Origin of the sequence: Curtobacterium sp. MCPF17_003, assembly GCF_003224385.1 — a bacterium.
GTDB classification, from domain to species: domain Bacteria; phylum Actinomycetota; class Actinomycetes; order Actinomycetales; family Microbacteriaceae; genus Curtobacterium; species Curtobacterium flaccumfaciens.
Genome location: NZ_QKLC01000018.1, coordinates 42,845 through 62,625 on the forward strand (window position 1 = coordinate 42,845; position 19,781 = coordinate 62,625).

Genomic DNA, 19,781 nt, shown 5'->3' on the forward strand with positions numbered 1-19,781 from the left:
GGAGGGTCCCGGTCAGTCGGCGACGGCGGGCTGCGGCGCGACCATCGAACCGGTCACGAGCTCGCGGAGTTCGGCGGGCAGCGGGATCGGACGGCGGGCGCCTTCGCGGTCGATGATGACGTGCACGAACTCACCGGTGGCGAGCAGGGCGCCGTCGGACTGGCGGAACAGGCCGAACTCCCACGACAGGCTCGTGGTGCCGAGGTGCTTCGAACGCATCCCGACCTCGATGACGTCCGGCCAGACGGCGGACTCGACGAACCGGCAGCTCGACGACACCAGCACGGCGATCCACTCCGACGAGAACGGGTCGAGCCCGGCGGCCTCGCGGAACCAGTACGTCGACGCGTTGTCCATCGCCGAGTAGTAGATCGTGTTGTTGACGTGCCCGAACATGTCGTTGTCGTTCCACCGGGTGGGGTAGGAGCGGCGGAACGGGTACTCGTCGATGGTCATCGGTCTCCGATCGGTGGTGCGGGTGTGGCGTGCACCGCGTCGGGCCGCAGGACGTACTCGAACGCCGCACGGGCCCGGTCGGGATCAGGGGTCTCACCGGAGATGAACTCGGCGTAGGTGAACGACTCGGAGATCCGGACGAGCAGCCGTGCGAGCTCCTCAGCCGACAACGGTGCCGGATCGAACGTACCGGACGACTCCTGCTGCTCGATGAGTGCGGTCACCCGGGCGACGAACCGGCTCTGCACGTCGCTGTCCGAGGTGGTGAGCAGACGCATCGCCCGAGCGGGTTCGCGGGTCAGGAACGCCCGGAAGTACGGGGCGTCGATGAGGTCGGCGGTGAACCGGTCGAGCACGACGACGAGCCGGGCTGCTCCGGTCGCCCCGATCTCGTCGGCGGCGTGGGTGGCCCCGTCGAGCGTCGGGATCGCGAGGGACCACAGGATCTCGGACAGCAACCGGTCACGGTTGCCGACCCAGCGGAACAGCGACGTGCGGTCGACGCCGAGTGCGGCAGCCAACGCCCCCATGTCGATCCGTGAGCCGGCGATGAAGGTGTGACGGGCCTCCCGGAAGGCGCGCAGCGCTGAATCCGATGTGTACACGCGATCCTCTCTTGCAACGTTTTCGAGAATGATGCATCGTGGTTCCCATGTCAACGACGATGCCCGCGACGCCCCTGCTCGAATCGGACTTCTACGGCTTCCAGCAGCAGCTCACGGTCGAGGAGCGCGCGTCGCTCGGGCAGCTCCGGCAGTACCTCGAGCGCGAGGTCGCGCCCATCGCCGACGAGTACTGGTCGCGCGCCGAGTTCCCGATGCAGGTGATCGCGCCGCTGGCCGAGCTCGGCATGTACGGGCCGGGCGTCCCGCTCGTGCGGCAGTTCGAGAACTCAGCCGTGTACCGCGGCTGGGCGGCCCTCGAACTCGGACGCGTGGACGCGAGCGTCGCCACCTTCATCGGCGTGCAGTCCGGCCTGGCGATGAACTCGATCGCGGTCGCCGGCAGCGACGAGCAGCAGCGCGAGTGGCTGCCGCGGATGGCCGCCGGTGAGATCGTCGGGGCGTTCGGGCTCACCGAGCCGTACTCGGGCAGTGACTCGGCGAAGGGTCTGCGCACCACCGCCCGGCGCGAGGGCGACGAGTGGGTGCTCGACGGCGAGAAGCGCTGGATCGGCAACGCCACCTTCGCGGACGTCGTCGTGATCTGGGCGAAGGACGTCGCCGACGGTCAGGTCAAGGGCTTCCTCGTCACCACCGACACCGCGGGCTTCACCGCGACCAAGATCGAGGACAAGATCGCACTGCGCGGCGTGCAGAACGCCGACATCGTCATGCAGGACGTCCGCGTGCCCGAGTCGCGTCGGCTGCAGAACGCGACGTCGTTCCGCTCGACCGCCGAGGTGCTCCGACTGACCCGTACCGAGGTCGCCTGGCAGGCCGTCGGCATCGCGGTCGGGGCGTACGAGGCCGCGCTGGCCTACGCCCGCGAGCGGATCCAGTTCGGCAAGCCGATCGCTGCGCACCAGCTCGTGCAGGACCTGCTCGTCAAGTCGCTGTCGAACATCACGGCCTCGATCGCTCTGTGCACGCAGGCCTCGGCCATGCAGGACGCCGGGGTCGGTGGCGACGAGCACTCGGCGATGGCCAAGGCGTTCGCGACCGCGAAGATGCGGGAGACCGTCGCCTGGTGCCGCGAGGTGCAGGGCGGCAACGGCATCGTGCTCGACAAGGGGGTGGCCCGGTTCTTCGCGGATGCCGAGGCGATCTACTCGTACGAGGGCACGCGCGAGGTCAACACCCTGATCGTCGGGCGGGCGATCACCGGGCAGGCCGCGTTCGTCTAGCGGGCCGCCCGGTTCGCCGAGCGGGTGCGCTACCCGAGCAGCGCCGGCCGCTCCCACTCCTGGTCGAGCACGTGCTGCCCGAGGAACGCGAACACCGTCTCGTACCAGACCACGGCGTGCTGCGGAGCGAGCACCCAGTGGTTCTCGTCCGGGAAGTACAGGAACCGGTGCGGCATCGAGCCGTCCGGTGCCGCGTGGTGCTCCGCGAGCTCCGACCAGAGCCGCAGCCCCTCGCCGATGGGCACCCGGTAGTCCTTGTCGCCGTGGATCACGAGCATCGGTGACGTGATGTCGGCCACGAACCGGTGCGGATCGTTCGCCGCGATCCCGTCGGCGTCGAAGATCGAGGACCAGTACTGCGACATGTCCGTCGTGCCGTTGAACTGGTCGAGCGCCCACAGGCTGGCGTGGGTGACGATCGCGCGGAACCGGTCGGTGTGCCCGGCGACCCAGTTCGCCATGTACCCGCCGAACGACCCGCCCATCGCGGCGGTGCGGGTCGCGTCGATGTCCGTCCGCGTCTCGACCACGTCGGTGATCGCCATCAGGTCGGTGTACGGCGCCTGCCCCCAGGCGTTCCAGCCGCGGTTCACGAAGTCGAGTCCGTAACCGGTGGAGAGTGCGGGGTCCGGCAGCAGCACGGCGTAGCCCCGCGCGGCGAGCAGCATCGGGTTCCAGCGCCAGGACCACTGGTTCCACGAGTTGAGCGGTCCGCCGTGGATCCACAGGACGAGCGGGTGCGGCCCGTCGCCCTCGGGCACGACGAGCCAGCCGCGCACGCGGGCGCCGTCGGCTGCGGTCGTCTCGACCTCTTCCAGGTGGGCGGGCACGTCCGGCAGGGGCGCCGGCGTCGCCAACGGGGTCACCGTGCCGTCCGTCGCGATCCGCACCGGGTGCAGCGGGGCCGCCCAGGAGGCCCGGAGCGCCACGACCACGCCCGTCGCCGCCGCCACACGCAGGCTCGAGTACGCCCAGTCGTCGTGCGTGAGCTGCTCGACGGCTCCGCCGTCGAGGGGGATGCGGAAGACCGGTGCGCGGCCGTCCTGGTCGGCGACCGCCAGGAGCGCGCGGTCGCCGTGTTCGAACACCAGCTCGTTCGGCCAGCGGTCCCAGTCGGTCGCGACGCGGCGAGCTTCGGAGCCGTCGATGCCGGCGACCCAGACCTCCTGCTGGTTCGCGCCGGCCGGGGTGGAGCGGACGGTGCGGACCCAGGCGATCGTTCGACCGTCGTGGCTGAGCGTCGGCATCTCGTGGTCGACGTCGACGTCGTCGAAGAGCACCGTGCGGTGGCCGCTGGACAGGTCGATGGTGACGAGCGTCGAGCGGTCCCCACGGGCCTCCCGGACGCCCACGGATGCCAACAGGACCGAGCCGTCGGGCGTGAGCGCCCCGCTGACGTGGTCGAGCGAGCGGCCCGGTGCCGGCGTGCGGTCGACGGGCTGGACGGGGTCGGCGCCGGCGACGGCGGCGTCGCTGTCGGTGTCGCTGTCGGCCGTGTCGAGGGTCAGAACGTGCGTCTGTGCCGGGCCGAGGTCGTGGTCCCAGTACCGCACCGGGTAGGTCTCGTGCAGGATCGCCCGGACCTGCTTGTCCTTCCGGGTCTTGCGGAGCTCCGCGTCGGCCTCGAGCACGGTCGCCGGGTCGGACCCGGCCCTCGGCAGCAGGTCGGCGGTCAACGCGACGACGTCCGACGACGCCGCGGTGGCCAGGACCCCACCGACGCCCCCGGCCAGGCGGGTGAGCGGACGCGCCTCGCCACCGGTCGCGGGCAGCACCCAGAGCTGGGCTGCCTCGAGGTCGGTGGCGTCGGCGTCGGGCCGGGCGGAGACGAAGAGCAGGTCGCCGGCGCGGGTGAAGGCGGTGCCGCCCTCGCCCTTGGCAGAGCGTGTGAGGCGGACCGGGCGCGCGGCGGTGTCGGCAGTCGGCGTCGCGGGCACCTGCCAGATCGATCGGCGGTACCCGGTGCCGTCCGGGTCGAGTGCGCTGACGGTCAGCGCGACGCGGGCGCCGTCGGGGCTGATGTCGATGCCGTCGACGCGGGGGAGCGCCATGTACTGGTCGAGGTCGGAGAACGGGGTGCTCATGCGTGCACGCTCGCCAGGTCCTCGGCCCAGAAGGCGGCGACCTGCTCGGCGACCGCGGTGCCCTGGGCGTGGCCGGCCTCGGCCGACGGCGCCTGCGTGGCGAGCGAGAGCGAGTTCGTGCCGAACGCCTGCTGCGACGCGCTGTCCGCCACGACGACCTCGACCGATGAACCACCGGCGCGCAGCGCCTCGACGGCGACGTCGAGCCAGGGCCCGCACGGCGACGGGCCCTCGGGGCCGCAGGCGATGACGAGCACCCGCTCGTACCCGGCGGCGGCGTCGGCGTTGGTGCCCGAACGGACGCCACCGTCGACGTACGGGCGGCCGTCGATGGCGACCGGTGTCCAGACGAAGGGCACCGAGCAGCTGGCTGCGACCGCACGGGGGAGCGGCACGCCGTCGGCCGCGGTCAGCAGGCGGAAGGTGCCGTCGGTGGCGTCGACCGCGGTGACGGCGAGCGGCTTCTCCGGCCACTCGGTGGACGGGAGCGTCTCGCCGAAGGTCGCCGTGCGCTCGTCGTCGCTCTGCCCGCCGACGACCTGCTGGGCGGCCTGACCGAGTCGAGCGCGGGCGTCCTGCTCGCCGGTCGCGCCCTGCAGTGCTGCGCCGATGTGCTGCTGCACGGCTTCGACGTCGATGGGCGCCGGCTCTTCGTAGGTGGTCGGCGCCGGGGTGTGCTGCTGGTCGTAGGCCTGCTGGACGGCACCGTTCCGGACGAACGCGCCGACGACGCTGCCGGCGCTGGTGCCGACCACGAGGTCGGCGGCGTCGAGGTCGACCCCGGCTTCCTGCAGGGCGACGAGGACACCGACTTCCCACGCGATGCCGGCGACACCTCCGCCACCGAGGACGAGGGCTCTGGATCCGGGAACGGGCGTGCTGACGTCGGTCATGGGTCCTGCTTACCAGCTGCGTGCGACGGGCCGGTGGAGGCCGTTGGATCCTGTGGAGAACCCGCCTGTGGACAACTCCGTCCGCGTCGGTGGCGTGACCTAGCGTCGTGGTCATGGGGCAACAGCGTTCAGGACGGGTCGGCACGGTTGTGTGGCCGATCGTGGTGGCCGCTGCGCCCACCGCGGCGTTCCAGCTGCCGAACCTGTTCGTCACGCCGGCGGTCCGACTGTCGCTCGTCGCGTTCGGGCTCGTCGTGCTCGTCGGCGCCGTGACGGTGCAGGTGGTCCGGACCCGGCGCAGCGACGCCGCACGGTCGGTGGCCGAGGACAACGCCACCGCGGCAGAGCTCGAGCAGTCGACGGCGGTCCGGTACGCGTTCGGCCAGATCGCCACCCGGCTCGTCCGGTTCACCGAGCTGCCCCGGTCCGATCGCCACGGCGAACTCTCGGTCGTCGCCGACCGCGTCGCCGTGGCCCTGGCGTTCTACCTGCTGCCGAAGGTGCCCGACGTCCGCGCGAACGTGTACCAGCTGTCCACCGACCTGCGGGCGCTCGAGCCGATCGGTCACGGTGGCGCCGGCGACACCGCCGGGGTCTTCCGCGCGGGCACGCCCTACGGCGACCGCAACCTCGAGTGGGTGCTGGTCGGGGGATCACCCCGGATCGTCGGTGACCGCTCCGCCGATGTGGACGTCGACCAGGACCTGCCGGGCTTCGAACCGCGGTACACCTCGTACGTCTCGGTGGTGATCCGGTCCGACCAGTACTCGTTCGGCATGCTCACCGTCGACTCCCCGGTCCCCGACGCCTTCACCGAACTCGACGCCAAGAACATTGCGATGATGGCGTCGTTCATGGCCGTCGCGTTCTCGTTGACCTACTCGTTCCCCGAGCGCGACCGCAATCCAAGGAAAGGCCCGTGATGCTCACACGCTCTGTCGGACGCTCGACGTACGATGCCCCCATGACGACCGTGAACCCTGCTCCGCCGTCGTTCGGGCGTGCCCGGATCTCCTCGCCGAACTGGAACGACACCACCACCGACGCCGACTACGAAGACCTCGACGTCATCGCCGCCAACATCGAACGCGAGCGCGTTGCAGCCCGGCTCCGGGTCACCGCAGCCATCGCCGCGCGTCTGGGTCGCTGACCCCTCCCGCATCGTCCACGACGAACGGCCCCCACGCGTGCGCGGGGGCCGTTCGTCGTCTGCGGAGGCCGAGCCGGATCCGCTGTCGCGGCTACCGCGCCTCGGGCACGTCGATGAGCACCTTGCCGACCGTGTCCTGCTCGACCGCGTCGTGCGCCTGGGCGGTCTGCTCGAGCGCGAACCGGGTGAGCGGGAGACCGGCGTCCTCGCCGACCGGCAGCACGCCGTCGTGCAGCGCCTCGGTGAGGTCCTCGGCCGCCGCGGACAGTGCCTCGTCGCCGATCGTGTAGAGCAGCAGGAACTGGTAGCGGGCGTTCACGCTCATGTTCGGGCGGATCGGCAGGGTCGCCTCGTCACCGCCGTTGTTCGCGTAGATCGACACGACGCCGTGGTTCGCCAGCACGTCGGCGACCAGCGCGGCGTTCTGTGGGATCGACACCTCGACGACGATGTCGACACCGTCCGGCGCGATCGACCGGATGCGCTCGGCGGCGTCCTCTTCGCGGTAGTTCACGACGTGGTGGGCGCCGGCCGCAGTCGCCAGTGCCGCCTTCGCGTCCGAGCTGATCGTCGTGATGACCGTCGCTCCGGCCCAGCGGGCGAGCTGGATCGCGGCGTGCCCCACGGCACCGGCGCCGCCGGCGACGAGCACGGTGAAGCCGTCGAGGGCTCCGGGGCCCAGGCGTGCGGGGCCGTCCTCGTGCGTGGTGAGGGCCCGGTGCGCCGTCATCGCGGGGACGCCGAGCGAGGCGCCGACGTCGAACGAGACGCCATCGGGCAGCGGGACCACGCGCGACTCGGGCACGACCGTGTACTCCTGCGCGGTGCCGGTCGGCCGTGACGCCGCCGCCATGAACAGCCAGACGCGGTCGCCGACGGTGAGCCGTTCGACTCCGGGACCGACGGCGTCGACGACGCCTGCGCCGTCCTGGTTCGGCGTGATCTCGGGGAACGGCAACCCGTCCCCGTAGGTGCCGCCGGCGCGGGCCTTCCAGTCGGTCGGGTTGACGCCGGAGACGACGACGCGGACGCGGACCTCACCGGCACCGGGCTCCGGGATCTCCCGCTCGACGAGTTCGAGGACGCTACTGGCACCGGGCTTCGTGTAGACGATCGATCGCATGTCCCCAGGCAACCACTCGTCGCCGTCGGGGATTCCGAGTGCGGGGTGCTCAGCGCGCCTCGTACCCCTCGCGCGCCTCGGCGACGTCGGGCATGTGCGAGGTGGCCCAGTCCTCCAGCGGCACGAGCACCGTGCGCAGCGACCGCCCGAGCTCGGTCAGTTTGTACTCCACGTGCGGCGGGATCTCGGGGAACACCGTCCGCGTCACCATGCCGTCACGTTCGAGCGCCCGCAGCGTCTGGGTGAGCATCTTCTGCGAGACCCCCTGCACCCGGGCCGCCACCGCCGAGTACCGTGCGGGACCGTCGGCGAGGGCGCCGATCGTCAGCACGCTCCACCGGTCGCCGATCCGGTCGAGCAGCTGCCGACTGGGGCAGTCCGCCGCGTAGGGGCTGTACTCGAGTGCTGACATGGTGTCCTCCGCAACGCACCGCTAGGTGCCTACTTACTCAAAGAGAGTAACTCTTGTACGGTGACTGTCAACGTCACCGACGCGTGACGTCCACGAAGGGAACACCATGACCAACATCGTCGTCTTCGGAGGCACCGGCTACGCCGGCTCCGCCATCACCCACGAGGCACTCTCCCGCGGCATCACCGTCACCGCGGTCGCCCGCGACACGAGCAAGCTCGAGCCGGCCGAGGGCCTGACCCTGGCGCAGGGTGACGCGTTCGACGCCGACTTCGTGTCGGAGGTCACGAAGGGTGCCGACGTCGTCATCGTCTCGCTCCACGCCGTGCAGGCGGACGGCAGCGAGCTGAAGGACAAGTTCCAGCACTTCGTCGACGCCGCCGCCGCAGCGGGTGCGCGTCTCGGCATCGTCGGCGGTGCCGGTTCGATGCGCGTGTCCGAGGACGGCCCCCGCCTCTTCGACACCGACGGCTTCCCGGACGCCTTCAAGGGCGAGGCGAAGAGCCACGCGCAGATCCTCGACGCCCTGCGCGCCTCGGACACCCAGGTCGACTGGTTCTACGTGAGCCCCGCCGCGGCATTCGGCGGCTACAACCCGGGCGAGCGTCGCGGCACCTACCGCGCCTCGGACGAGGTCCTGCTCGCCGACGCCGAGGGCAACTCGGACATCTCCGGCGCCGACTACGCGATCGCGTTCGTCGACGAGATCGTCACCCCGGCGCACCACCAGACGCGTTTCGGCGTCGCCTACTGAGGCACTGCCCCTCGCGGGACACCGGTGTTCACACAACGCACCGCGGGATCCCGCGGCGTCGAGCGTGAACACCGGTGTTTTGCGCACTGCCCGACGCGACCAACGGGCGGACGGGAGGCGCGGAGCGGGGCCGCCACGGGCCTCCAGGCCGGCGGGTGGTCACCGCCAGGGCCCCCGCTAGTGGGCGACGATCGCCGGCACCGGCAGGTGGTGGCGCATCCGCACCGCCAGGTGCAGGCCGCCCCGGCGGGCGAGCACGAGCGCGATCACCGCGGCGGCAGCTGCCGGCGCCCCACCGGCGACCATCATCCCCACGTGCGCACCGAAGTGGTCGACGACCTGTCCCATCAGGGGCCCGCCGATCGCCTGCCCACCGAGCAGCACCAGGACGTAGAGCGACATCACCCGGCCGCGGATCGCCACGTTCGACGACAGCTGCACGAGCGAGTTCGACGCGGTCTGGAACAGCAGCTGCGACATCCCCACCGCCACGAGCGCGACGGTGAACGGTGCGATCGCCGGGATCGACCCCGAGACGACGAGCAGCACGCCGGTCCAGAACACCCCGCCGACGATGGTGCGGAGCCGGACGACGGCCCGGCGGGTGGACAGCAGCGCGCCGACCAGGGCGCCGATCGCCACCGCGGAGTTGAAGACCCCGTAGCCGCCGGCACCGACGTCGTACACCTGTGACGCGAAGGCGGACAGCAGCACGGGCATCGTCAGTGCGAACACCGAGAAGAACGCGACGAGGATCACCGGCACGATGATCGTCGGCTTGTGCACGGCGTAGCGGAGGCCCTCCACGAGCTGCCCCTTGCCACGCGGAGCCGGGGGCGTGCGGTGGAGTTCGGAGACCTTGAGGAACCCGAGCGTCACGACGACGGCGACGCAGGCGATCGCGTTCACGCCGAACGACCACCCGGCGCCGACCGCGACGAGCAGGGCCCCGGACAGCGCCGGACCGATCATGCCGCCCAGCTGGAACACCGACGAGTTCACGCTGATGGCGTTCCGCAGGTGCTTGTGCCCGACGATCTCGGTGACGAACACCTGCCGTGCCGGGTTGTCGATCACGGTGACCATGCCGACCAGGAACGCGATCACCCAGATGTGCCACGCCTCGACGACGCCGGCCAGCGTCAGGACGGCGAGCAGCGCGGACAGCACCGCGAAGGCTCCCTGCGTGATCATCATGAGCGCGCGCTTCGAGAACCGGTCGACCAGGACGCCGCCGAGCAGCCCGAACAGCAGCATCGGCGCGAACTGGCACGCGACCGTGATGCCGACCTGCGCGACCGACCCGGTCAGCTGCAGCACGAGCCAGTCCTGGGCGATGCGCTGCATCCAGCCAGCGGTCATCGCCACCAGGTTCGTCGCCGTGAACAGCCGGAAGTTCGGCACGGACAGGGCGATGAGCGTGTGGCGCCACGGGGGTCGCGTGGCCTGGATCGGGAGCGGTTCGGTGGGCGGGGGGAGGGTCGTCGGTGACGCGCTCACGGTGCGGGGTTCTCCGGACGTCGGTGTGGATCTGGTACCCCAACGAAACTACGTGGCGCCGGCCCATTCGATACCCGTATGGTGGCTATCACTCCATTGCGATGTCGAATGACCCCGCGAACGGCCGCGCGAACGAACGAGGTACCCGTGCTCGATCCGGTCCTGTTGCAGACGTTCCTGGCCGTGGCGGAGACCGGCAGCTTCACGCAGGCCGGCACCCGGCTCGGCATCAGCCAGCCGACGGTGTCGCAGCACGTCCGGCGTCTGGAGACCGCGGTGGCGCGCACCCTGGTCGCCCGGGACACCCGCGGCGTCGCCCTGACCGACAACGGGGACGCGATGGCCGGGTTCGCGCGGACGATCCTCGCGGCCCACGCCACCGCCGACGCCTACTTCTCCGGCGCGGCCACCCGCGGACGGCTGCGGTTCGGGGCGGCGGACGACCTCGCCATCACCCAGCTGCCGCGGATCCTGCGGGACTTCCGACGACTGCACCCGCAGGTGAACCTCGAGCTCACGGTGAACCAGTCGTCACCGCTGCTCCGCCGGGTGCACGCCGGACAGCTCGACCTGGTGTTCATCAAGCAGACGGCGGGGGAGTCCGCCGAGGGCACCCGGGTCGCCACCGACCAGATGGTGTGGATGGCACAGGACGGCATCGCCCTGGAACCCGGCGAACCCGTCCCGCTCATCGCGTACCAGGCGCCGAGCATCAGCCGGCAGATGGCGATCGACGCCCTCGAGGCCGCCGGCCGCACCTGGCGGATCACCTGCAACACCCGCGACGTCAACGGGGTGCTCGCCGCGGTGCGCGCGGGCATCGGCGTCGCGGTGTTCCCGCACTCGCTGATCCCGGCGGACCTGGTGAAGGTGTCGCAGCGGCTCGGGCTGCCGGACCTGCCGGCGGTGGACTACGTCCTCATCGCGAACCCGACGGTGCAGCGGGAGCCGATCGACGCGCTGACGAACGCGATCCTGTCCCGCGGGGTCGTCCGCGCCGTCTGAGCTCGTGCATCGGCGGCGAGACGCCGGCGTATTCGGGCTGGTGGGCGCGGCGAGACGCCGGCGTGTTCGGGCTGGTGGTGCGGCGAGACGCCGGCGTGTTGTCTCGACGCCGCCGAGCCGTCAAGACGCCGCGACTTTCGAGGGCGTCTCGACGTCGACGCGGCGTCCTGCCGAGACGACGGCGTCTGAGCGCTCGCGGCGCTCGCTGCTCTACGGGGCGAGCGTCGGGGTCGTGCCGGTGTCGGTGACGTCCGGCAGCGTCACCCCCGCGAGCGGCAGCAGCGCCGCCGCGACCGCCCACAGCAGCACGACCGTGCCGACACCACCGAGCACGGCGCCGAGCAGCGCGACCGGCCGCTGCCACGTGGCCGTCCGGTCGCGCAGCGTCACGATCGAGAGCACCAGCGCGAGCAGTCCGAGCACCACGCCGACACCGTGCACGGTCGCGGGCGCGGTGAACCACCAGGCCGCCAGACCGATCGTCGCGATCCCGGCGACGGCACCGAGCACCGCACCGGCGGTCGCGCCGAGCGCACGACGTGGCTCCGGCACGGCGGCTGCGGCCACGGGCTGGTCGAGCAGTTCGGTCGGGAGGCCCGCCTCGCCCCCGCCAGCACCCTGCGGCACCGGGGTGGGTGCGACCACGGCCGTGGTCGTCGGGGCGTCCGGGGTCGCGACGGCGGGGCTGCCGGGAGCGGCAGCAGCCGGCGCCGCGTGCAGGACGGCGTCGAACGACCGTGCGGGTGCGGGAGCGGGAGCGGGAGCGGCCGACCGTGCGGCGGCCTGCTGGTGGGCGAAGCGTCGGGGTGTCCGGTAGCCGATCGGGCCGATGGGCTCGGGTTCGGTGCCCTCGACGACCACGTGCTCGAGGCCGGGCACCGAGAACCGGGGCTGTCCGGCGACGGGCACCGCGGGCGCGGCGGGCGGCGGTGCCGGGAAGGCCTCCGGTGACGGGGTGGCGTCCGCCGAGGCGGGTGCGGCGGCGACCGGGGAGACCGGCACCACGAGCCCGGATGCGGGGACGACCGACGACGGCGGCACCGCCGGGGTCTCGAACGGCACGGTGTGCACGTTCGGCGACGTCGGGGCCGGGGGCAGCAGCTCCTGCTGCGGCGGGAAGTCGGGCACCGGGGCGTCGGCCTCGACCAGGGCGGCGATCGACGCGGGCTCGGCGGCTGGTGCGTGCGCGGGTGCGTGCGCGGCGGGCACGTTCCCGGCCGGGGTGACCGTGGTCGGTGGGACCGGCGCCGCGTGGGCGGCGCGTGACGAGGCGGGGGTGGGGCGGGCCTCCCGGTCGGAGGCGTTCACGTGACCGACGGCGGCGACCCGCTCGGGCGCGACCTCGTCGACGGGCGGCGCGGTCACCCAGGCCGGTACGGGCCGACGGGGCCGGTCCGATTCGGGCATGCGATGCGCTGCCACTGCGGCGCTCCTTCCGTCGACTGATCCATGCTCAGTTGTAGCGGCAACCGCTGGGTGGATCGCAGCCCCAGTTCGGGGTCGCCGGTACGGTCGGGTGATGACCGGAATCGAACACCGTCCCCTGGGCCCCTCGGGGCTCGTCGTCTCCACCGTCGGCCTCGGCTGCAACAACTTCGGGCGGCGGGGAACCGCGTCCGAGTCGCAGGAGGGCACCGACGCCGTCGTCGCCGCGGCCCTGGACGCCGGGGTGACGCTCTTCGACACCGCCGACATCTACGGCGGCGTGCCGGGCATGTCCGAGGAGATGCTCGGACGCTCGATCCGCGGCCGCCGCGACGAGATCGTCCTCGCCACGAAGTTCGGCATGGACATGCAGGGCGCGGACGGCCCGGACTGGGGCGTCCGCGGGTCCCGCCGGTACGTGCGGCTCGCGGTCGAGTCGTCGCTCCGGCGTCTCGGTACGGACTGGATCGACCTGTACCAGATGCACCGGCCCGACGACGTGACACCGATCGAGGAGACCCTGTCGGTGCTCGACGACCTGGTGCGCGAGGGCAAGATCCGGTACGTCGGCCACTCGAACTTCGCGGGGTGGCAGATCGCCGAGGCCGAGCTCACGGCGTCGATCGCCGGCACCACCGCGTTCGTGTCCGCGCAGAACGAGTACAGCCCGCTCGCCCGGGATGCCGAGGCCGAGGTCCTGCCGGCCGTGCGGGCGTACGCTCTCGGGTTCCTGCCGTTCTTCCCGCTCTACAACGGGCTGCTCACCGGCAAGTACACGAAGGCGGGCGGCCCGGCCGACGGGCGGCTGACGACCTCGAAGCCGCAGGTGCTCGAGGACGCCCCGTGGGACGTGCTCGACGACTACCAGCGGTTCTGCGACGACCGGGGCGTGACGATGCTGCAGGCGACGTTCGCGTGGCTCCTGGCACAGCCGGGGCTGTCGAGCGTCATCGCGGGGGCGACGAAGCCGGAGCAGATCACGCAGAACGTCGCGGCGGGCACGACATGGGCGCCGACCGAGGACGACATCGCCGACATGACGGCGATCTTCGACCGGGCCTGAGCGGGCGCGCTCGTTTCGCCCTGGCTCGTTTCGCGCTGAGCGACAGGTCACGGGCTGCGGAGCCCGAGAGGTGTCGCTCAGCGCGAAACAGCAGCGGTGGGTGCCGGTGCTGCGCGGCGCGGCGGACTAGCGCGTCGCTGCGGCCAGGGCGTCGCGCAGTTCGGCGGCGGTCATCCGCGGGCCATAGCCGGGGGTGTCCCGCTGGATGCGCCAGCCCTCGGCGAGCGGCCCGGCGTCGACGACGTCGAAGCCGAACGCGTCGATGAGCTCGGAGACGGTCTGCTTGGCGGAGACGTCGTCGCCGGCGATGACGAGGGCTCGACGGTCCGGGGTGCCGGCGGGCGTCGCGTGGCCGGTCAGATCGTCGGCGCCGATGTGGTTGAACGCCTTCACGACGCGGGCGCCGGGCAGGTGGTCCTGCAGCAGCTCCGCGGTGGTCGTGGACTGGTCGTCGAGGGCGGCGATGTGGCCGTCGCGCTCCCAGTAGTAGTTGTTCGTGTCGATGACGACCTTGCCGACGAGCGGTTCGACGGGGATCGTCTCGATCGCGGCGAGCGGCACCGTCACGACGACGATCTCGCCCGCTGCGGCTGCCTCGTCGCGGGTCGCTGCGCGTGCGCCGTCGCCGAGTTCCGTGACCAGGTCGGTCAGGGTCTCCGGGCCGCGGGAGTTCGCGATGACGACCTGGTGGCCGTTCCGTACCGCGAGTCGTGCGAGCTGGGATCCGATGTTGCCGGCGCCGATGATTCCGATGGTTGTCATGGTGTCCCTGCAACGCTGCCCGACGTCGTGCATTCCCCGGGCGGCACGAACGCCCTTCCGGGAGCATGATGGCGGGCATGGACCACGAGTTCCGCGACGAGACCGACCAGGACCGCTACGCGATGTACGTCGGCGGCGAGCTCGTGAGCGTGCTCGACTACCGGGTGAACGGTGACGCGGTGGCGTTCCCGCACACCTACACGGTCCCGAAGCACCGCGGCCACGGCTACGCGGCCGAACTCGTCGAGTACGCCGTCGCCGATGTCGAGTCGTCGACCACGAAGCGCATCGTGCCGATGTGCTGGTTCGTCGGGAAGTGGTTCGACGAGCATCCCGAGAAAGCCGACCTGCTCAGCCGCAGCGCCGCGGACTGAGCGCCGAACGAAGGGGCTCCCCGTGCCCACCATCACCCCGTTCCTGTGGTACGACGACCAGGCCGAGCAGGCGGCCGAGTACTACGTGGGACTGTTCCCCGACAGCCGCGTCGACAGCGTCAGCCGGATGCCCGACGGCCGCGCCCTCGTCGTCGAGTTCACGCTGCTCGGCAAGCCCTACCGCGCGATGAACGGTGGCCCCGGCCACCCGCACACCGACGCGGTGTCGTTCCAGATCGACGTGGACACGCAGGACGAGCTCGACCGCCTGTGGGACGCGCTGCTCGCCGACGGCGGGAGCCCGATGGCGTGCGGGTGGTTGACCGACCGCTGGGGTCTGGCGTGGCAGGTGACCCCGTCGATGCTGGGGGAGCTGATGAGCGGATCGGGCGACCCGGAGGCCAACGCCCGGGTCTTCGAAGCCATGATGCAGATGATCAAGCTCGACATCCCCGCGCTCCGGGCAGCGGCAGCGGCCCGCTGACCCCAAACCAGGCGTACCCGCCGGTATGGTGACGGGACGAGAAGACCGCCGGCCGGCGCCGGCGCAGACAGGCTGGAGCCATCATGGACCACCCGAGCTCCAAGGTCCGGAACAGCGACATCAGCCGGGCGTACACCGAGCTCGCCCGCATCACCCGTCGGGCGAGCATCCGTGCCCGTGGCTCGGATCAGGTCCTGAGCGTCGTCGACCAGTCCCTCGTCGACTTCGTCGTCCAGCACCCGGGCTGCATGGCCATCGACATCGCCCGCTACCTGCGGCTGAACCGCTCCACGATCTCGCGGCAGCTGTCCGGGCTCCTCGCGACCGGGCTGGTACGGACGACCGACGGTGGCAGCGGGAACGCGAAGCCGCTCGAGGCGACCGACGCCGGCCGCGCAGCGCTCGAGCGGTCGGTGCAGCTGCACCGCGACGCGCTCGACGAACGGCTCGCCGACTGGTCCGACGACGACATCGCACTGCTCGCCGGGCTGCTGGAGCGCCTCGGCGCCTCGGACGAGGCCGGGCTCCCGATGCCGGCACCCACCGAGTCGTGACGACGTCGTTCGTCCTGCTGTCCGACACGCACCTGCCCAAGCGCGCGAAGGACCTGCCGCCCGGGCTGTGGGCCGACATCGACGCCGCCGACCTCGTGGTGCACGCGGGGGACTGGGTCGACCTGGCCACCCTCGACGCCGTGCAGGCGCGGTCCAGCCGCTTCGAGGGCGTGCGGGGCAACAACGACGGTGCGGAGTTCGACGACCGGCTGCCGCTCGTCGCCCGGTTCGGCGTCGAGGACCTGCGCTTCGCCCTGGTGCACGAGACCGGGGCGTCGACCGGTCGGGAGCGGCGGATGGACGCCGAGTACCCGGACACCGACGTGCTCGTCTTCGGCCACTCGCACATCCCGTGGGACACCGTGGCGCCGTCGGGGATGCGCCTGCTGAACCCCGGTTCGCCGACCGACCGCCGTCGTCAGCCCGACCACACGTGGATGCGCGGCACGGTCAGCGGTGCCGAGCTGTCCGTCGAACTGGTCCGGCTGCCGCCGGTCGCCCGCTGATCCCCGCCGAGACTCGGCCCGGAGGACAGTTCCCGGGCGTGCCGACCCGAGAACCGTCCCTCAGCGCGAGACTCGGGCGCCGCGTGCCTCCGTCGGCATCCGGAAGAACGCGAGCTCCCACTCCACCGAACGTCGGAACGCCCGCGCCATCCGCCCTCGCTCGTCGGGTGTCGCCGCACGGGCCACCTCCTCGACGAGCCGGGTCGCCTCGGCACTCGACGCCGCGAACCCCGGGTCCCCGTACGCCGTGATCCAGTCGGCGAAGGCATGCCCGTCCGGCGCGACCCCGAGCTGCGACCCGACCCAGGCGTAGACCCGGAAGCAGGGCAGCACCGCGGCGGCGAGCACCGCCGGGGAGCCGGAGTCGGCGGCCTCCTGCAGGTGTGCGAGGTACCCGGCGCACGTGGGGTGCACGGGATCGTCGGCGTGCGAGCCGGCCAGCCGACGGTGGTGCAGGTCGCGCGCCTCGTCGGCGCACCCCTGCGCAGCCGCCGCCCAGAACGCAGCAGCACCGCCGGCACCATCGCCCGAACCGGCACCGGGGGCACCAACCCCGAGCGCCGCCAGGTGCCGCTCGTACGCCCGCAGGTAGTGGACGTCCTGCGCCAGGTAGCCCGCGAAGACCTCCGGCTCGAGCGTCCCGTCCCCGAGCCCCACCAGGAACGCGCAGTCGATGGTCTCCTGCAGCACCGATGCCGCATCCGTCCACCACACGTCCGTGTACGACAGCGCCGGCAGGGCTGCCCGCGCCTGCGCTCCGTGGTCGACCGGGCCGTTGCCGCTCCCGACCGACAGCGCGTCGGCCCCGCGCAGCGCCGCCGTCAGCCACTCCTTCGCCACCCCGACCGCGAGTTCCCAGTCGCCGTGCCGCGCGGCGAGCGTCGCGATCGCACTCGACAGGGAGCACCCGGTGCCGTGCGTGTTCGTCGTCGCGACGCGGGGACCGGTGAACACCCGCACGGTTCCGTCCGGTGCCACGAGCACGTCATCGGAGGTCGGCCCTTCGTCGTGGCCGCCCTTCGCCAGCACCAGGACGTCCCACCGCGCCGCCACGGCACGCGCGGCATCCAGCGACGAAGCCGACGACGACGAAGCCGACGACGGCGCACCGGAACCAGCCGCACCCGCGCCGGCGAGCTCCGCCAGCACCACGAGCTCGGCCCGGTTCGGCGTCACCAGGTCGGCGAGCGCGAACAGCGCCCCCATGGCCGACGCCGCGTCCTCGTCGAGCAGCCGGTCCCCGCTCGTCGCCACCATCACCGGGTCGACGACGACCACCGGCGGCTGGTGCTCCCGCAGCCAGTCCGTCACGACCCGCACGACGTCGGCGGTGCCGAGCATCCCGATCTTCACCGCGTCGACCACGACGTCGTCCGACACCGCGTCGAGCTGCTCCCGCAGGAACCCGACGTCCGGCAGGTGCACCGACCGCACCCCGTGCGTGTTCTGCGCGACGAGCGCCGTCACGACCCCCATCCCGTACCCGTCGTGCGCGGCGATCGCCTTGAGGTCCGCCTGCATCCCGGCCCCGCCCGTCGGGTCGGTCCCGGCGATGCTCAGCACCCGTGGGACGCTCATGCGTCCGCCCCGTGGTGCGTGGCGTCGGCCTGGAGGCGTGGATCAAGGTCACCGGATCGTCCGGCCTCCGCCCCGTGGCCGGGCCCACGGCCCCACGCGGCCACGTACGCCGCCGCGGCGGACCCGGGGTCGGCCGCGGCGCAGATGCCCGACACGATCGCGACGCCCGCGGCACCGGCTGCCCGGAGCGGCACGACGTCGTCGAGGGTCACCCCGCCGATCGCCACGCACGGCAGGTCGGTGGCGGCGGCCAACCGGGCGAACCCGTCGTGGCCGAGGGCCGGCGGGTGGTCGGCCTTCGTCGCCGTGGGGTGCACGACCCCGACGCCGAGCAGGTCCACGGTGCCGCGGGGGAGTCGCTCGACGGCAGCCAGGTGCGCGAGCGTGTTCGCCGTGAGGCCCACGTGGGCGTCCGCTCCGAGCAGGGCGCGAGCGGCCGTGACGGGGACGTCGGACTGGCCGAGGTGCACGCCCGCGACCCGGTGTCCCGCGTGCCGTGCGGCGAGGGCGACGTCGAGCCGGTCGTCGACCACCACCCTCGCGCGCTCCCCGACGGCGTCGGCGACCGCGGCGGTCAGGGCGAGCAGGTCACGCGCGGAGGCGTCCTTGTCCCGCACCTGCACGATCCGGACCCCGGCGTGCACTGCGGCGCGGACGACCCCGAGCACCCCGATGCCGTGCCGGTCGGCCAGGGCACCGTCGGTCACCAGGTAGACGCCGAACCCCGCAGACTGCAGCCCGCTCACGCCGACACCGCCCGGGCGTCGACCGCGGGAGCGGCCTCGAGGGTGATCCGGGCCTCGCGGACGACGTCCTCCGGCGTCAGCGACGCCAGCCGGTCGAGGAACAGCGGCTGGAAGGTCCCCGGTCCGCCGGCCTCCCGTGCCGCGAGCTCGGCGGCGATCGTGTGCACCGCGGTGGCGGCGACGGCAGCGGCCCCCGCGTCCTCCGGCGCGACCGACGTGAACGCGGCGACGACCGCGCCGAGCGCGCACCCGCCTCCGGTGATCCGCGTCAGCAGGTCGGTGCCGTTCGCGACCCGGACCACACCGATGCCGGGCGCGACCAGCAGGTCGACCGCACCCGACACGGCCACCGCGGCCACGAGCCTCCCGTCCGAAGCAGCGACCGACGCGACCCGAGCGTCCTCCGTGCCCACGGTGCTGTCGACCCCGCGGCCACCGGCCGAGTCGCCGAGCAGGGCGAGCACCTCGGAGGCGTTGCCCCGCAGCACCGTCGGGCGCAGCGCGAGCAGGTCACGCGCCAGGGCGGTCCGCACCGGCAGCGAGCCGACGGCCACCGGGTCCAGGACCCACGGGGTGCCCGCGTCACGGGCGGCGTGCACGGCCTCGAGCGCGGCGACCCGCGGTTCGGCGTGCGGGGTGCCGGTGTTCACCAGCAGGGCGTCCGCGACGCGGGCGAACGGCCCCGCCTCGGTCGCCACGTCGACCATCGCGGGCGAGGCCCCGAGCGCGAGCAGCACGTTCGCCGTGACGTTCTGCACGACGGTGTTCGTGATGCACTGCACCAGCGGGGCCCGGGCACGCACGGCCTCGAGCAGTTCGGCGGTTCGGTGGGCCCAGGCAGGGGAGGGCGCAGCGGTTTCCATGGACGATCCCTTCGCGAGTACGAGCTCGAGCAGGTTCGACGGGTGTGATCTCAGCCGCTGGATGCGGCACCCCGTGTCTCGAGCGACACCGTACACGACGCCCGGTGACCACTTCGAGGCCCGCTCCGGGCACCGTGTGCCAGGGTTGGACCGTGCCAGATGCAACGCCCCCCGGGCCCCCACCCTGTCTCTTATACACATCT

The 19,781-nt window shown here is 72.4% G+C and carries 22 protein-coding genes and 1 riboswitch; of the genes, 10 read left to right on the forward strand and 12 right to left on the reverse strand.

The window, feature by feature from the left end; translation table 11 throughout:
• Positions 1-12: 12 nt before the first annotated feature.
• Both DEJ30_RS15275 and DEJ30_RS15280 read right to left on the reverse strand, forming a co-directional pair.
• Positions 13-456 carry a thioesterase family protein gene (locus DEJ30_RS15275; RefSeq protein ID WP_110862555.1) on the reverse strand — a complete coding sequence of 148 codons (444 nt, stop codon included), beginning with the start codon at positions 454-456 and terminating at the stop codon, positions 13-15.
• Positions 453-1,061, reverse strand: a complete 609-nt coding sequence (locus DEJ30_RS15280; RefSeq protein ID WP_110862556.1) for a QsdR family transcriptional regulator — start codon at positions 1,059-1,061, stop codon at positions 453-455. The genes DEJ30_RS15275 and DEJ30_RS15280 overlap by 4 nt, the downstream gene beginning before the upstream one ends.
• A 59-nt stretch (positions 1,062-1,120) precedes the next feature.
• Between DEJ30_RS15280 and DEJ30_RS15285 the strand changes: the two genes are divergently transcribed.
• Entirely contained in the window at positions 1,121-2,302 is a 1,182-nt protein-coding gene (locus tag DEJ30_RS15285) for an acyl-CoA dehydrogenase family protein (protein WP_110862574.1), read from the forward strand.
• A 29-nt stretch (positions 2,303-2,331) separates the two neighbouring features.
• Here the strand turns inward: DEJ30_RS15285 and DEJ30_RS15290 are convergent, their stop codons facing one another.
• Both DEJ30_RS15290 and DEJ30_RS15295 read right to left on the reverse strand, forming a co-directional pair.
• Entirely contained in the window at positions 2,332-4,386 is a 2,055-nt protein-coding gene (locus DEJ30_RS15290; RefSeq protein WP_110862557.1) for an alpha/beta fold hydrolase, read from the reverse strand.
• Positions 4,383-5,279: a patatin-like phospholipase family protein gene (locus DEJ30_RS15295; RefSeq protein ID WP_071405384.1), complete on the reverse strand. Its 897-nt coding sequence runs from the start codon at positions 5,277-5,279 to the stop codon at positions 4,383-4,385. The genes DEJ30_RS15290 and DEJ30_RS15295 overlap by 4 nt, the downstream gene beginning before the upstream one ends.
• A gap of 113 nt (positions 5,280-5,392) precedes the next feature.
• Between DEJ30_RS15295 and DEJ30_RS15300 the strand changes: the two genes are divergently transcribed.
• Both DEJ30_RS15300 and DEJ30_RS15305 read left to right on the forward strand, forming a co-directional pair.
• Entirely contained in the window at positions 5,393-6,202 is an 810-nt protein-coding gene (locus tag DEJ30_RS15300) for a GAF domain-containing protein (RefSeq protein ID WP_111236062.1), read from the forward strand.
• Positions 6,203-6,243: 41 nt separating this feature from the next.
• Positions 6,244-6,429: a hypothetical protein gene (locus tag DEJ30_RS15305; protein WP_027465208.1), complete on the forward strand. Its 186-nt coding sequence runs from the start codon at positions 6,244-6,246 to the stop codon at positions 6,427-6,429.
• A gap of 91 nt (positions 6,430-6,520) precedes the next feature.
• Here DEJ30_RS15305 and DEJ30_RS15310 read toward each other — a convergent pair whose 3' ends face one another.
• Both DEJ30_RS15310 and DEJ30_RS15315 read right to left on the reverse strand, forming a co-directional pair.
• A complete protein-coding gene (locus DEJ30_RS15310; RefSeq protein WP_110862559.1) occupies positions 6,521-7,552 on the reverse strand; it encodes an NADPH:quinone reductase in 1,032 nt (343 codons plus the stop codon).
• Positions 7,553-7,601: 49 nt separating this feature from the next.
• Positions 7,602-7,964 (reverse strand): helix-turn-helix domain-containing protein, encoded by a 363-nt coding sequence (locus DEJ30_RS15315; RefSeq protein ID WP_110862560.1) that lies wholly within the window; start codon positions 7,962-7,964, stop codon positions 7,602-7,604.
• Between the two features lie 106 nt (positions 7,965-8,070).
• On the opposite strand from DEJ30_RS15315, the gene DEJ30_RS15320 reads away from it, so the two are divergent.
• Positions 8,071-8,718, forward strand: coding sequence for an NAD(P)-dependent oxidoreductase (locus DEJ30_RS15320; protein WP_110862561.1), 648 nt, complete (start codon positions 8,071-8,073; stop codon positions 8,716-8,718).
• 177 nt (positions 8,719-8,895) lie between these two features.
• Here DEJ30_RS15320 and DEJ30_RS15325 read toward each other — a convergent pair whose 3' ends face one another.
• Positions 8,896-10,218, reverse strand: a complete 1,323-nt coding sequence (locus tag DEJ30_RS15325) for an MFS transporter (protein WP_110862562.1) — start codon at positions 10,216-10,218, stop codon at positions 8,896-8,898.
• Positions 10,219-10,365: 147 nt separating this feature from the next.
• Between DEJ30_RS15325 and DEJ30_RS15330 the strand changes: the two genes are divergently transcribed.
• Complete coding sequence (locus DEJ30_RS15330) at positions 10,366-11,223, forward strand: LysR substrate-binding domain-containing protein (protein WP_017886578.1); 858 nt, start codon at positions 10,366-10,368, stop codon at positions 11,221-11,223.
• Between the two features lie 210 nt (positions 11,224-11,433).
• Here DEJ30_RS15330 and DEJ30_RS15335 read toward each other — a convergent pair whose 3' ends face one another.
• Positions 11,434-12,630, reverse strand: coding sequence for a hypothetical protein (locus DEJ30_RS15335; protein WP_146238616.1), 1,197 nt, complete (start codon positions 12,628-12,630; stop codon positions 11,434-11,436).
• Between the two features lie 112 nt (positions 12,631-12,742).
• Between DEJ30_RS15335 and DEJ30_RS15340 the strand changes: the two genes are divergently transcribed.
• Entirely contained in the window at positions 12,743-13,711 is a 969-nt protein-coding gene (locus tag DEJ30_RS15340) for an aldo/keto reductase (RefSeq protein ID WP_110862564.1), read from the forward strand.
• A 126-nt stretch (positions 13,712-13,837) separates the two neighbouring features.
• Here the strand turns inward: DEJ30_RS15340 and DEJ30_RS15345 are convergent, their stop codons facing one another.
• The gene (locus DEJ30_RS15345; RefSeq protein ID WP_110862565.1) at positions 13,838-14,473 is read right to left on the reverse strand and encodes an NADPH-dependent F420 reductase; all 636 of its coding nucleotides are present in this window, start codon (positions 14,471-14,473) and stop codon (positions 13,838-13,840) included.
• Between the two features lie 77 nt (positions 14,474-14,550).
• On the opposite strand from DEJ30_RS15345, the gene DEJ30_RS15350 reads away from it, so the two are divergent.
• The 4 genes from DEJ30_RS15350 (at position 14,551) to DEJ30_RS15365 (ending at position 16,391) form a co-directional block, all read left to right on the forward strand.
• Positions 14,551-14,847, forward strand: coding sequence for a GNAT family N-acetyltransferase (locus DEJ30_RS15350; RefSeq protein WP_110862566.1), 297 nt, complete (start codon positions 14,551-14,553; stop codon positions 14,845-14,847).
• A gap of 22 nt (positions 14,848-14,869) precedes the next feature.
• Positions 14,870-15,331 (forward strand): VOC family protein, encoded by a 462-nt coding sequence (locus tag DEJ30_RS15355; protein WP_110862567.1) that lies wholly within the window; start codon positions 14,870-14,872, stop codon positions 15,329-15,331.
• Positions 15,332-15,414: 83 nt separating this feature from the next.
• Positions 15,415-15,885 carry a MarR family winged helix-turn-helix transcriptional regulator gene (locus DEJ30_RS15360; RefSeq protein WP_110862568.1) on the forward strand — a complete coding sequence of 157 codons (471 nt, stop codon included), beginning with the start codon at positions 15,415-15,417 and terminating at the stop codon, positions 15,883-15,885.
• Positions 15,882-16,391, forward strand: coding sequence for a metallophosphoesterase (locus DEJ30_RS15365; protein WP_110862569.1), 510 nt, complete (start codon positions 15,882-15,884; stop codon positions 16,389-16,391). The genes DEJ30_RS15360 and DEJ30_RS15365 overlap by 4 nt, the downstream gene beginning before the upstream one ends.
• Positions 16,392-16,451: 60 nt before the next feature.
• On the opposite strand, the gene thiD is transcribed toward DEJ30_RS15365, so the two are convergent.
• From thiD to thiM, 3 genes are all read right to left on the reverse strand, one after another.
• Positions 16,452-17,969 (reverse strand): bifunctional hydroxymethylpyrimidine kinase/phosphomethylpyrimidine kinase, encoded by a 1,518-nt coding sequence (gene thiD / locus DEJ30_RS15370; protein WP_110862570.1) that lies wholly within the window; start codon positions 17,967-17,969, stop codon positions 16,452-16,454.
• Entirely contained in the window at positions 17,966-18,715 is a 750-nt protein-coding gene (gene thiE / locus DEJ30_RS15375) for a thiamine phosphate synthase (RefSeq protein WP_110862571.1), read from the reverse strand. The genes thiD and thiE overlap by 4 nt, the downstream gene beginning before the upstream one ends.
• Complete coding sequence (gene thiM, locus DEJ30_RS15380; protein ID WP_181420169.1) at positions 18,712-19,578, reverse strand: hydroxyethylthiazole kinase; 867 nt, start codon at positions 19,576-19,578, stop codon at positions 18,712-18,714. Before thiM ends, thiE begins: the two co-directional genes overlap by 4 nt.
• Positions 19,567-19,662, reverse strand: a riboswitch (TPP riboswitch). Its footprint overlaps the gene before it by 12 nt.
• Positions 19,663-19,781 lie beyond the last annotated feature (119 nt).